The 13,683-nt window shown below is 39.9% G+C and carries 8 protein-coding genes, 1 rRNA gene and 2 pseudogenes (1 of these 11 only partly in view); 2 read left to right on the forward strand and 9 right to left on the reverse strand.

Features of this window, described 5'->3' with window-relative positions; translation table 11 throughout:
* The 7 genes and pseudogenes from RBL01_RS11370 to RBL01_RS11400 form a co-directional block, all read right to left on the reverse strand.
* A 16S ribosomal RNA gene (locus tag RBL01_RS11370) occupies nucleotides 1–1,411 on the reverse strand (it extends 148 nt beyond the left edge of the window).
* A 522-nt stretch (nucleotides 1,412–1,933) separates the two neighbouring features.
* Complete coding sequence (locus tag RBL01_RS11375) at nucleotides 1,934–3,244, reverse strand: glycoside hydrolase family 28 protein (protein ID WP_002294496.1); 1,311 nt, start codon at nucleotides 3,242–3,244, stop codon at nucleotides 1,934–1,936.
* Nucleotides 3,245–3,255: 11 nt separating this feature from the next.
* Nucleotides 3,256–4,674: an MFS transporter gene (locus RBL01_RS11380; protein ID WP_002297765.1), complete on the reverse strand. Its 1,419-nt coding sequence runs from the start codon at nucleotides 4,672–4,674 to the stop codon at nucleotides 3,256–3,258.
* 238 nt (nucleotides 4,675–4,912) lie between these two features.
* On the reverse strand, nucleotides 4,913–6,481 hold the full coding sequence (locus RBL01_RS11385) for a glycoside hydrolase family 43 protein (protein ID WP_307780875.1): 1,569 nt from the start codon (nucleotides 6,479–6,481) through the stop codon (nucleotides 4,913–4,915).
* 3 nt (nucleotides 6,482–6,484) lie between these two features.
* Complete coding sequence (locus RBL01_RS11390; RefSeq protein WP_307780876.1) at nucleotides 6,485–6,895, reverse strand: DUF4064 domain-containing protein; 411 nt, start codon at nucleotides 6,893–6,895, stop codon at nucleotides 6,485–6,487.
* Entirely contained in the window at nucleotides 6,892–7,815 is a 924-nt protein-coding gene (locus tag RBL01_RS11395) for a pectinesterase family protein (protein WP_002319613.1), read from the reverse strand. The genes RBL01_RS11390 and RBL01_RS11395 overlap by 4 nt, the downstream gene beginning before the upstream one ends.
* Nucleotides 7,812–8,438 (reverse strand): annotated as a pseudogene (locus RBL01_RS11400) (dienelactone hydrolase family protein); the annotation flags it as partial. The pseudogene RBL01_RS11400 and the gene RBL01_RS11395, both read right to left, overlap by 4 nt.
* Between RBL01_RS11400 and RBL01_RS11405 the strand changes: the two are divergent.
* A pseudogene (locus tag RBL01_RS11405) lies at nucleotides 8,434–8,892 on the forward strand (sugar phosphate isomerase/epimerase family protein); the annotation flags it as partial. The pseudogenes RBL01_RS11400 and RBL01_RS11405 overlap by 5 nt on opposite strands.
* Before the next feature lie 10 nt (nucleotides 8,893–8,902).
* Nucleotides 8,903–10,657: an ABC transporter ATP-binding protein gene (locus RBL01_RS11410; protein ID WP_002376129.1), complete on the forward strand. Its 1,755-nt coding sequence runs from the start codon at nucleotides 8,903–8,905 to the stop codon at nucleotides 10,655–10,657.
* 276 nt (nucleotides 10,658–10,933) lie between these two features.
* On the opposite strand, the gene RBL01_RS11415 is transcribed toward RBL01_RS11410, so the two are convergent.
* The gene (locus tag RBL01_RS11415) at nucleotides 10,934–11,275 is read right to left on the reverse strand and encodes a YlbF family regulator (protein WP_002285994.1); all 342 of its coding nucleotides are present in this window, start codon (nucleotides 11,273–11,275) and stop codon (nucleotides 10,934–10,936) included.
* Between the two features lie 67 nt (nucleotides 11,276–11,342).
* Nucleotides 11,343–13,514 (reverse strand): PBP1A family penicillin-binding protein, encoded by a 2,172-nt coding sequence (locus RBL01_RS11420; RefSeq protein ID WP_002319608.1) that lies wholly within the window; start codon nucleotides 13,512–13,514, stop codon nucleotides 11,343–11,345.
* Nucleotides 13,515–13,683 lie beyond the last annotated feature (169 nt).

The raw sequence follows: 13,683 nt of genomic DNA on the forward strand, positions 1-13,683 counted from the left end.
TACAAGGCCCGGGAACGTATTCACCGCGGCGTGCTGATCCGCGATTACTAGCGATTCCGGCTTCATGCAGGCGAGTTGCAGCCTGCAATCCGAACTGAGAGAAGCTTTAAGAGATTAGCTTAGCCTCGCGACTTCGCAACTCGTTGTACTTCCCATTGTAGCACGTGTGTAGCCCAGGTCATAAGGGGCATGATGATTTGACGTCATCCCCACCTTCCTCCGGTTTGTCACCGGCAGTCTTGCTAGAGTGCCCAACTGAATGATGGCAACTAACAATAAGGGTTGCGCTCGTTGCGGGACTTAACCCAACATCTCACGACACGAGCTGACGACAACCATGCACCACCTGTCACTTTGCCCCCGAAGGGGAAGCTCTATCTCTAGAGTGGTCAAAGGATGTCAAGACCTGGTAAGGTTCTTCGCGTTGCTTCGAATTAAACCACATGCTCCACCGCTTGTGCGGGCCCCCGTCAATTCCTTTGAGTTTCAACCTTGCGGTCGTACTCCCCAGGCGGAGTGCTTAATGCGTTAGCTGCAGCACTGAAGGGCGGAAACCCTCCAACACTTAGCACTCATCGTTTACGGCGTGGACTACCAGGGTATCTAATCCTGTTTGCTCCCCACGCTTTCGAGCCTCAGCGTCAGTTACAGACCAGAGAGCCGCCTTCGCCACTGGTGTTCCTCCATATATCTACGCATTTCACCGCTACACATGGAATTCCACTCTCCTCTTCTGCACTCAAGTCTCCCAGTTTCCAATGACCCTCCCCGGTTGAGCCGGGGCTTTCACATCAGACTTAAGAAACCGCCTGCGCTCGCTTTACGCCCAATAAATCCGGACAACGCTTGCCACCTACGTATTACCGCGGCTGCTGGCACGTAGTTAGCCGTGGCTTTCTGGTTAGATACCGTCAAGGGATGAACAGTTACTCTCATCCTTGTTCTTCTCTAACAACAGAGTTTTACGATCCGAAAACCTTCTTCACTCACGCGGCGTTGCTCGGTCAGACTTTCGTCCATTGCCGAAGATTCCCTACTGCTGCCTCCCGTAGGAGTTTGGGCCGTGTCTCAGTCCCAATGTGGCCGATCACCCTCTCAGGTCGGCTATGCATCGTGGCCTTGGTGAGCCGTTACCTCACCAACTAGCTAATGCACCGCGGGTCCATCCATCAGCGACACCCGAAAGCGCCTTTCAAATCAAAACCATGCGGTTTTGATTGTTATACGGTATTAGCACCTGTTTCCAAGTGTTATCCCCTTCTGATGGGCAGGTTACCCACGTGTTACTCACCCGTTCGCCACTCTTCTTTTTCCGGTGGAGCAAGCTCCGGTGGAAAAAGAAGCGTTCGACTTGCATGTATTAGGCACGCCGCCAGCGTTCGTCCTGAGCCAGGATCAAACTCTCATAAAAAGTTCGAACAATCTTGCGATTGTTAAGCTCAATTTGTTTGCTAGCATATTGCTTGCTTGTTAAAAATGTTTGTTGTCTTGAATTGAATCAAGACGCCCTACACATTTGGTTTGTCTTACTTTGTTCAGTTTTCAAAGGTCTACTTCATCGGGAGTGTTTCCCGATTCGTTTTTGGCTGCCGTAGCAACTTTTATACCATATCAGAAAGACAAGCGATTGTCAACTCTTTTTTAAAAGTTTTTTTCGATTCCGTTTTTCGAAATCTTTCAGCAACTCATTTATCATAACTTATCGTTTGTTATTTGTCAAGAACTTTTTTAAAGTTTTTTTCGATAGAATCAAGCTTCGCAAGTGGTTCTTTTTAACGACTTAGTTATCTTATCACGTCTAAAAACATGTGTCAACTCTTTTTTGGAATTTTCATAAAATGTTTCAATGAAGCGCGACAACGTTGTTTAATATATCATTAAAAAAAATAAAGGTCAAGCTAAAATATTATTTAAGCTTGACCTTATTATAATTTCAACGATTGTCAAAAGTATTGTTTGCAGCTGTATTGCCAGTTTCTATAGATAAATCACAGCTTTTGAAACATAAGTTTTGTACTGCTTCGATTCGCCCGAATTCTTTTGCAGTTATTTGGCAATGAGAAAAGCAGACATCTTCTATAGGCTTTTCAGGAAATGCTACTAAATCAAAAGCTCGGGAAGGAAGTGAGTAACCTGGAGAAAGGCATGCCTGTACGTTTTTGATGTGTATGTCTTTGACTTTCGTCATTTGCTTTGATTCAGGTATTTCTTCAGCCACCGCTTGCCAACTTTCTGGCATTTGAGCAAGGTCATTGCTATTTTTTCTATTGTATTCATTATGCCAGTCCATTATCCAAGAAAAAGGAAATTGTACATCAATCATATTCAGATTTTCTACCCTGATATTTTCGATCACTCCCCCTCTTTCTTTTGAAGATTTCATTCGAATACCACAGTCTGACTGAAAAAAATCGATATCGTGAATATATACGTCACTAACTCCAGCACTAACTTCGCTACCAATAGTTACACCGTATCCTGAACGGATTTTACATCTAGCAACCTCGATTCTTGATGATTTTCGATTGACTCTTGCACCATTGCCATCTCTGCCAGACTTAATAGCAATACAATCATCACCACAGGCCAAATCACATTCATAGACACGCACATTTGTTGAAGAATCAATATCAATCCCATCTGTACTTGGTCCATCATTGTTGCGGATGATTACTTTTTCTACTAATACATCGTTAGAATAAGTGATTTGTAAGTTCCAAAAACCTGATTTCTGAAAAATCAAATCACGAACAACAACATGTTCTGCATGATACAGTAAACAAGCGCGTGGACGTTTAATAGCATAATCCGCAATCCAACGAAGTCCCTTTTGATCGTATTCAGCTCTTGTCCCGCTTTTTTGATCTTTTCCCCAATACAGCTCCCACCAATGGTCTCCTTGACCGTCGATTATTCCTTTTCCTTCTATAAGAATATCTTTCGCCGAGAGAACATTCAAAATCGCTGCTGGCCATTTCATTTCTACGCCGGCTACTCGTGTATCGATTTCTGGAAATGCTTCGATATCTGTTCTCCCCTTGAGGACTGCACCTTCTTCAAAGATAAGATGACTCTTATCTTTTAAAAAAAGGGCTCCGACTAAATAAATGCCTTTTGGAATAAATACAGGTAAGTGTTCTTTCGCACCTTGATCGATTGCTTTTTGCAGTATTATTGTATCATCTTGTTGAGTGTCGTTTGTTTTAAAGTTCAAAGCATTGATAATCCCTTTTTTTGTCCGCAATACGTTTCTCCCTATCTTTCATTGATTTTTTTCAATTCTTCACCAATAAATACAGTTTTTGAACGATTCAGTGGGTAACCTACTAGCAAAATGATTGCGGATACAAATAAGCAGAATGCTGGTAACAAGTTTGCCATCGTATAAATCCTTTCTTGTACTAAAACTGATTGGATGGCTCCACCTGTTGTAGACGATTGGTAACCAATGAGTGCCAGCATAAATCCGCCTACCGCTCCTGCACATGCTTGTCCTACTTTTCTCGCAAAAGAATTTACTCCATATACTGTTCCATCTTCTCTTAAGCCTGTCTTATATTGATGATAATCAATCACGTCAGTAATGAATGCCCAGACCATCAAATTGAATAAACCAGATCCTAAAGTAGCGATAAATAAAAGAATCAGATATACCCATGCATTTGTTATATGAAGGAAATACATCAGCAAGTACATACATGAAGAAGCAAGTAACGCAAATACGCTTGCTTCCTTTTTACCAAATAATTTTGTCAGCTTTGTAGCAAATGGTGCTAAAACTACTACTGTTCCGTAAGTAAATAAAAGAGCAACAGACATTGCTTGTTTATTATGGAAGTAATCATTGAATAAATAAGTCATATTCGTCCCAGCTAAAATCTGATTGATCACAATGAAAATGTCAACAATGACTAAAATAATCAGTGCTCGATTAGCTAACAAACCTTTTACCAACTGAGAAGCAGATACTTTTTCGTTTTTGACAACTCTTACTCTTTCAGTAGTCAATTTACAAGTTAACATATATGCGACAAATGCTATTGCAGCACATCCGATTGAAATCCAAAAGAAATGATTCCCTGAAACGACTTGTTGTCCACTCTTGTTATGGGTATACATTAAAATCGGAATGAAGAATCCTGTAGTTGATCCGCCAATCGCAGAACCAATGCTTCGGAACGTGGACAACGAGGTGCGGTCATTAGGATTTGAGCTAATTGCTGCTGCCATTGCTCCATACGGGATATTGATTGTTGAGAGAAAAATCCCATAAACAATGTATGAAACAAAAATATAAGCAATCTTCACCGTCATTGGAAGATGTTGGACGAATGGCAAAAACAAAATGACAGTCACTAAGCAAAATGGATACTTCATTTTTCTGATCCAAGGAATAAATCGGCCAGCTTCTGTTAACTCTGAGACATCACATAATCTTCCAACCATCACATCAGCAAACGCATCCAAAATTCTCGAAATCAAGAATAACGTACCTACGATTGCCCCTGAAACGCCAAGAACATTCGTATAATAAATCATCAAGAAACTATTGACTAAACCTAAAATAAAACAGTTACCTAGATCACCGAACATGTAGCCTATCTTATCGGAAATCCCAAATTCCTTTTTTTCTTTTTTTACTGTATTTGCTGTAACAGCATTTTGTGAAAGCATTTGAATTCCTCCTACCTCTTCTAGTAAACGTTTTCAAAATTATAACTCTTTTTTTCTTGTTTTTATATTCACAATGTTGGCTTTTTATTGCATTATCTTGACAGATAAAAAACAAAAAATAATCTAAAAACATTGATACATAAGATTGATAACTTTTTTACATAACAATATATAAAAACAAAAAAATTCACTAACTAGTGAAAATAAGTTAGTGAACCTCATTTATTAAAGAATTAAATTACAGATGATCTTTTCCATCATACTTGAAAAACTCAAAATCAGCATAACTTCCTCCTTTTTTATTTAGATCATGCACTGCTATCCCGATAAAATTTCCAGTAAACCCTCCTGAGAGTATACACATGTTTTTTTGCGGACCTACTTTCTTCCATTCTTCAGTTGATACGTCTTTCAAATGAAACTGTGCTGTCTCTTTCTTTACAGTGACTTTCAAAAAAGTCTTCTTTTCTGTGAGTGGAATCGTCCAATCTTCTATTTGTGCTACTCCGTTTTCTGATTCTATCATACGTAGGCATTTTCCCTTGTCCTCATTCCAAGTAACATAACAATAAATATAATTGGATTCATTTAAGTACAGTACCAGTCCAGCCATCTGATTAAAATTATTAGGCATGTATTCAAATGCTGTCTCCGCATCAAAAGTAAAATCCGTTTGCCGAATAGCTAACAAATGATGTTCGAAGGTAGATTGAAGAGATTCACCGGAAATCAGACGTAAAAAACCTGGTCTACATTTTGTATCACACCAATCAGCATTTGGCAAAATGCGTCTGGCATTCCAGTTCTTCTTTAGCTCTCCTTCAAATGTATCCATAAACTGATGATCTTTTTCTTGTTGTACCTCTTCATTTGTCTCAATCATTATTTCTTCCATCGGAGTTGTCTGGCTATCTTTAAGTCTTAACCAATCGTCGGACGTCCAATACACTTCTTGAATAGCGGTTTCTCTTCCCAAAATAGCCGCACCGTTTAATGGTCTGGTACAAAGATATGTCATGTACCATCTTCCTGACGGGGTTTGTACTAAGCTCCCATGTCCTGTACATTGCAATGTAGAAGCAGGTTTGTCACTAGCTGTCAGCATAGGAAAACCAGGATCAAGCTCGTAAGGACCAGTAATATTCTTTGCTCGGCAAACTGTAACTGAATGTCCTCTTCCTGTACCGCCTTCTGCCGTCATCAAATAATAATACCCGTTACGAAAATACAAATGTGGTGCCTCCGTTTTCGCTAATTCTGTACCTGCAAATATTTTATAGATGGGACCATCAAGCTTCTTCTTCTCTGCATCATATTCTTGTAATACGATACCGCTGGATTTATTCGGTGTGTCCAGACGATAATCCCATAGTTCATTGACAAGCCATTTTTTTCCCGTTTCAAGATCATGGAACAAAGAAGGATCAAAGCCGTTACTATTTAAATAAATTGGTTCGGACCAAGGACCTGTGATCTCAGATGCAGTGATCAAATAATTGTGGACATCTTTAAACGGACGGCCTGCACTTTTGACATCTGTGTAAACAAGATAAAACAATCCATCAGCATAACTGATCTGTGGCGCCCATATACTTCCATTTGTAGGATTTCCTTGCAAAGATACTTGAGTGGTCAAAATATCCGTTGTATGTGACCAGTTGACTAAATTTTTCGACTCATATACTCGGATTCCTGGAAGCCATTCAAAAGAGGAGACAATAATGTAATACCGCTCTTTCACTCTTAATATATTAGGATCTGGATTGAATCCTCTTAAAATAGGATTTTTCACTTTGATAGTCTGCATGATTCAGGCTCCTTTTCTCATTCTTACTCGATATAAACTGAATGCCCCAACTGCGAAATAAAAAAATGCAAAAGGAAACGCAATAAACTGAGTGCCAATCAACAATATGAATCCTGTTATAAAATACAAACCAGTGGCAGTTGTTAAGTATTTTCCTTTAGCAGTCAAAAACAATGCTACTGCTAAAAAAGCAAGTGAAATAAACAACACAACGGCAAACAGACTAGTCATGTCCTGTAATAATCCAAATGTATTTTCTAAAGACAAAGTTGGATGATCTACAGCAAGCGACTGATAACTTTTTTTAAACTCTGACGCAGACATATTACTTAAAGTAACTGCTAACCCGCCAAAGAAAATCAAAGATAGACTGCCACCGACCATTCCTAGCAATAGTTCCCATTTTCTTTTCATTTCTGAACCCCCTGCTTTTCTAAATGTATCCATTCAGGTCTTTTGATCGATGTTTCATAATTGTTATTACGTTCAGAGAATTTGACAGTCTGTTCATTTTTCTTGTCATCCCAATTATCCCAACCAGTTGGGTGAACATGCCCACCTATCTTACACGCTTCAAATAAGACATTTGCATACGGACGCCACGGTCTTCCTAAATAGACGTTTCTAGTATCAGGTTCTGCAGTGAGGGTACAGCTTTCAAAACGATACCCTGTTTTTTGATTTTTCGGCGTAGATGCTGCTGTGATGTATCCAGGATTTTTACTGGCTAAGCTATGGATATGACACTGATGAAAAACGGCATCTGCCCCACCAAATATGAAATCCACCGTTCCTTCAATCCAGCAATATTCATAGGTCTGACGACAATACTCAGGATTGGCAGAAGCCGGTGTACAAAAAGGAGTACCATCTTTTTGCAAATCAGGCAACGGACCCGTGCATAAGGTATCATGATAACCAGATAGTCGACAGTTTTTTAAAGATACGCGATCTCCTGAATTGAATAAAGCAACAGCCTGTCCTACCTTTTCTCCTGGACCTGCTGTATTTTCGATGTGAAGATTTTCTAATACGACATTCGATCCTTCTAAGAAAAAAGTAGCACTTCGGAAAGTCCCTAACTGGCTACCGTCAAGATACTCCTGTTTTGCAAAACGATTACCGGAGATAACTACTGTTCCTGCTCCCACAAGTTTAAAATTGGATAATCTGCTTTCTATATATTCATCATATCTTCCTTCTTTTACTATCAAGACCTTTGGATGGCTATCCGGCAGGCCTGCCAAATAATCGATTCCTTCTTGGATAGTTTCAAAATCCGTCGGGGTATCTATAGCATTCTTTCCAATTATCAGTTTGTCTTTCATCCTCATAAATGCTCCCTTATGAATTGTTTCCAAATGTTTCTCATTTCTTGTGTTTCCATATGACCGCCTGTTAAAGAAAAAGAAGAAAAGTTTTCTGGACTACCCATTGATTGATACTTTTTGTCCAGCCCTTTTCTCAGCTTCAGTACGCCTTCGTCCAAGCACATCGTATCGTTTTTTCCAACTAAGCTAAGACGAGGGCGCGGAGCGATTTTTTCTTGGATTGCTAACGTTGTATAAGCTGTCAATAGATTTGGCACATAGTAATAAAACCCATGATGATCTAGGTGGCGATGTAGCAAAAGTGTTTCGATGTCCACCTGTGCTGCTAGATCAATACAAACTTTGACACGAGAATCCAATGCTGCCACCCACCAGCTTAATAAGCCTCCCATAGAAAGACCAATCGTTGCGAGCCGTTGAGTATCTGTGTCTTCCCTTGTCTCCAAATAATCGATCAAGCTGATCACATCATAAATACGCATTCCCCATAACGTTTTTCCTGTTAATAAAAATTGTTTGAACAACTCGCTTTCAGAAATACCTCCGCGTTCTTCAAATCCCCAAGCATCAATCGACCAAACAGCATATCCCATTCCTGTCAGTACTTCTGCAAAAGATGGAGAAGCTTATCAGATCGCCAGAAATTCTATCATTGAATTAGTCGCTCATGCAGAAAATTTTGGCGTAACTGTTGCTGTTGAAGCAGGGATCAATCATCCAATCTATAACTATCAGTTAGCTAAACGTTTAATCGATGAAGTAGCTTCACAAAATTTAAAAATCATTTTAGATTGTGCGAATTTGATGCATAAAGAAAATCATGCTGATCAGGAAAAAGTGATCCGAGGTGCCTTGGACAATTTACATGGTTATATTACAGCGCTTCATCTCAAAGACTATATCATGGAAAATGGAAAGATCCGCATGGTACCTGTTGGCAAGGGCTGTTTAGATTTCCGCCCGGTACTGCATTATATCAAATATGAGCGTCCTCTAATGTACGCCACTCTTGAAGCTACTCCTGAGATTTATGTTCCTGAAGCAATAGAACACTTGCAGTTTATTTACCAAGATTGTTAAGGAGAAGATTATGGAGGAACGAATACAGAAAAGTTATCAAAAATATCATGCAAATGCTTTTCAGACATTGCTGCATCTTTATCAGGGAAATTATTGGCGTTTTGCCATGTCAGGACTCTTTTTTATTATTAAACATCTTCCATCTTGGTTAATGCCGATCGCTATTGCCAATGTAATCAATGCAGCTTCATCGAAAGATTCTTCTCAGTTGCAGGCCATTTATTTCAACGCTTTTTTGATGGCTTGTCTGATTGGTCAAAATATATTGACGAATTATTTTCATGTAAAATACCATAGCACTTCGATCCGTCAAGTAGAAGCTGGACTAAGAGCGACCCTTATCAAGAAAATCCAAGAACTTTCTATTCCTTATCAAAAAGAATTGCAATCTGGACGAATCCAGTCAAAGATCATCCGTGATGTAGAAGCTATCCAAACGTTGTCCTCTCAAGTATTTGTCAGCGGATTAAATATCGCTGTCAATTTATTCGTAGCTTTAGGTATCACGCTTTATAAAAGTCCTGTTGTTTTCATGTTTTTCTTATTGACTGTTCCTCTCGCCGCATTCGTTACTCTCTTTTTCCGTAAAAGGATCAGACAGTCCAACTCAGACTTCAGGCAAGAAATGGAAGAGACTTCTGCAAAAGTGATCGAAGTGATCGAATTAGCACCGATTGCTCGAGCTCATGGGTTAGAAAAACACGAAACAACTCGCTTAAATAAGCATTTTACTCAAATCTATGAAAAAGGATTCCACTTAGATATCCTGCAATCTGTTTTCGGATCAGTCAGCTGGGCTAGTTTTCAGATATTTCAGCTGATTTGTTTGATTTTCACTGGGATATTAGCTTTACAAGGGCGCATCCAACCCGGCGATGTCGTTATGTATCAGACGTATTTCACGACGATCGTCAATTCCGTTTCTGGAATGATCACGCTGATTCCTACGATTTCAAAAGGCATGGAATCTATCACTTCTATTGGCGAACTGTTGATTGCTGGCGATGTAGAAACTTATCACGGTAAGAAAAAAATCCAACATTTGGATGGAAATTTTCGTTTTGAGGATGTTTCTTTTCATTACCCGGACTCACTCAAGCCGATTATCGATCATTTTTCTCTAGAGGTGAAAGCTGGAGAAACAATTGCTTTTGTTGGGCCATCTGGTTCTGGAAAATCTACACTCCTTAACTTATTGATTGGATTTATCCAGCCGTCTTCAGGGAGGATTTTCCTAGATAATCAGCCTTTGGATGAATTGGATATGCGAAGTGTGCGTAATTATTTAGCCGTTGTTCCTCAAACCACTTTGTTGTTCTCCGCTTCGATCAAAGAGAACATCACTTATGGCTTGAAAAACGTATCAAAAGAACGTTTAGATGAAGTCATCGAAGCTGCGCAACTTTCTTCACTGATTGAACAGCTTCCTGATGGTCTAGATACCTTAGTAGGCGAACATGGCAACAAGCTGTCTGGTGGCCAAAAGCAACGTATCTCCATTGCACGAGCGTTGATACGTCAGCCAAAAATCATTTTGCTAGATGAAGCAACCTCAGCTTTAGATAACCAGTCAGAGAAAAAAATCCAGCAGGCCCTGAATTACCTGACAGAAACACCCACTACTTTTATTGTGGCTCATCGGCTTTCAACGATCAAAGAGGCAGATAAAATCGTTGTGATCGATGAAGGAAAAATCGTTGAAATAGGTACTTACGAAGAACTGTTAGCTCAAAAAGGCTATTTCTACCGCTTGAAAAATGAATGACAAAAAAATAGAAGCTATGACAAGACTTTTGTCGTAGCTCCTATTTTTGAATAAAAGGTGTTCTCCTGCCAACTCCTCGGTCACAAGTCACAATAGTCATCAAACATGAGAAGCTGTTTTTTGAAATTGTTCCTTGTAACTCAGAGCTAAACGGTAGGCTCACGACCTCTTGGTAAACGGTGTTCAAGAGATAGCCTATCGGCAATAAGAAGCAATTTTGTCATCGCTCAAGGCCGAACGTCTCTTTCACACCCTCTGTTGTTTCATAAAATAGTTTTATTCGCTGTAAAGGTCGCGAACTGGTGTCATGATGATACGGTTCAAGTCATTGATGATTGTACTGAAGCCTTGCTCTTTTTGCATCAAGTCATTGATTACTTCTTCTGATTGGATTTTCACAGCCATTTCTTGTGCTTTCATTGCATCTTCGTCGCTGAATTCTTGTCCACTCATTTGTTTTTCTTGTAATTCGATTTGCATCGCTTGGAAGTCTTTGAACAGTTTGTGTGCTTCTTCGTTTGCTTGTACTTTCTCGTACGCTTCTTTCAACGCTTTGAATTCTGGTAATTCACGGATCTCACGTTCGATTTGATTCGCGCTATCGTAGATGTTTGACATGTTATGCCCTCTTTTCTTTTAGTAGTTACTCTCTATTGTAACATGGGGTTATTCGTTTTCAAAGGGTCTACTCTCCTTGATATTTCCGCCAGAGGTCTTTAGCCGCTTCACCAATTCCCTGAACGCCTTCTTTCACCATATCGCCGAAGTTTTTCAGCCCTTCTTTTGCTTGTTCACCATATTGATTCAAGTTATCTTGCCAATTTCCAGACTCTCCATTAGAATTTCCTGTGTTTCCAACTTGATCTGCAGCTACCACTTGTCCTCCTGTGGCATAGGCATCTGCTACACTAAATCCTGTTTTTGAAGTATACGGAAGGATGCCTTCTGCCGCTGATTTGAAGACTTTCCCGACAACATTTCCACTTGTCCCTTCCAAATAGTGCAGCTTGCTGGATTCTTCGTAACCCATCCATGTCGAAATCACTACGTCTGGTGTGTAACCGATCATCCATTGGTCATTTGCTTTTGTGGCATCGAAATTAGTTTCTGTGGTTCCTGTTTTCCCTGCTATCGTATAACCTGCAGGATTCGCAGCAGCCGCTGTTCCATTTGAAAATGTACCAAGAAGCATGCTGGTCATTTCATCGGCTGTTTCCTTTGATATGACCTGTTTTGGTTTTTTGTTTGTGTTATCGACGATCACCGCTCCAGTCGAATCAACGATTTTCGTGATAAGATGCGGCGTATACATCTGACCATCATTGGCAAATGCACTGTAAGCACCCGCCATGATCAATGGAGATACTCCTTTTTCCAGTCCACCAAGAGCTAAGCCATAATACTTATCAGATTTTGCTAAAGGCAGGCCGAATTCTTCTGCTTTATCATATCCTTTTTGTAAACCGATCTCATGCAAAAGCCATACAGCAGGCAAATTCAAACTTTGTGCAACAGCTTGATACATCGGTACTTCTCCTTGGTATGTCCCGTCAAAATTATGCGCATCGTAATAACTTTGCGGTTCGTCTTTCAAGATACTGGAAGGCTTGTATCCAGCTTCCAGTGCTGGTGTATATACGCTTAATGGTTTGATCGTTGATCCTGGTGAACGACGCATCTGTGTAGCAAAGCTGAATCCTCTAAAGACATGATCTCCTCTTCGTCCTACTAGTGCTTGTACACCACCTGTATTCGGATCTAAAGCTACTGAAGCAGATTGGACCATGGCACCATCTGAAGCATTTGCTGGGAATAATGCACTGTTTTGATAAGTAGCTTCTAATTGCTTTTGATAATCCTGATCTAAAGCTGTATAGATTTTATAGCCTTTATTCATGACATCTTCTTCATCAAGACCATACTCGTTAACTGCTTCATCGATCACTGCATCAAAATAATAAGGATAACGATAACCAGAATCTGAATTATCGTATGTGTCATTAAGATACGCGCTGATATCTGTCTGGCTTTCTGCTTGTTCTTGTTCTTTTGTGATTTTTCCGTTTTCTTCCATTACACTTAGTACTGTGTTTTTCCGATCATTCGCATTTTCTGGGTGATCGATCGGATTATAAATACCAGGACCTTTCAGCATTCCTGCCAAAGTAGCAGCCTCAGACAGCGTAACATTCGTTGCATCTACTCCAAAATACTTTCTGGAAGCGTCTTGGACACCCCATACCCCGTTGCCAAAATAGGCATTGTTAAGATACATGGTCAAGATTTCTTCTTTGCTGTACTTCTTTTCGATCTCGATTGCCAAAAATAATTCCTTCGCTTTTCGATCAAACGTTTGGTCTAATGTCAGATACGCATTTTTGGCAAGCTGCTGAGTGATCGTACTTCCTCCGCCCCCTGATGTTCCGCCAGACAAGACCATTCGGACTGCTGCACGGGCAATCCCTTTGATATCAAACCCGTGATGCTCGTAAAAATTCCTATCTTCTGTCGAGATTACTGCATCTTGGATATAGGGAGAAATCGCGTTTAATTCTACATATGTTCCTTTTTGGGCGTACAGTGTGCCAGCTTCTTCGTTTTTCTTATCATAAATGACTGTCGATTGGCTTAATCCTGATTTTAACGTTTCGACATTTGCTTGTTTTGCTAAAATAAAGAGGTAGATACTTGTCACTAAGACACAGATCAAACCAATCAGCAAAATCAATTTGTTCACATGATATTTTTTCCAGATGCGCTTTCGCCATCGATGGAATTGTCCGAGATATGGTCTGATCCAACGCCAAAAACTGATCAAAGCAGCTTTTATCTTTTCTAAAATGCTTTGAAAATCCATTTGCTTCTTCTCCTGTCTATTCGATTCAATCGTCTTATTTTACCATAGTGAAAGAGTGTTTTCTTCCTGCTTAAGTTGTAGTTCAATATGTTTTTTTACGTTAGTGCAAGTAGAGTAACATAAGAATGAACAGAAAAATGTAAGTTTTTTCTTAAATATGTTTTAAAAA

Origin of the sequence: Enterococcus sp. SB12 (assembly GCF_030910025.2) — a bacterium.
GTDB lineage: Bacteria > Bacillota > Bacilli > Lactobacillales > Enterococcaceae > Enterococcus_B > Enterococcus_B faecium.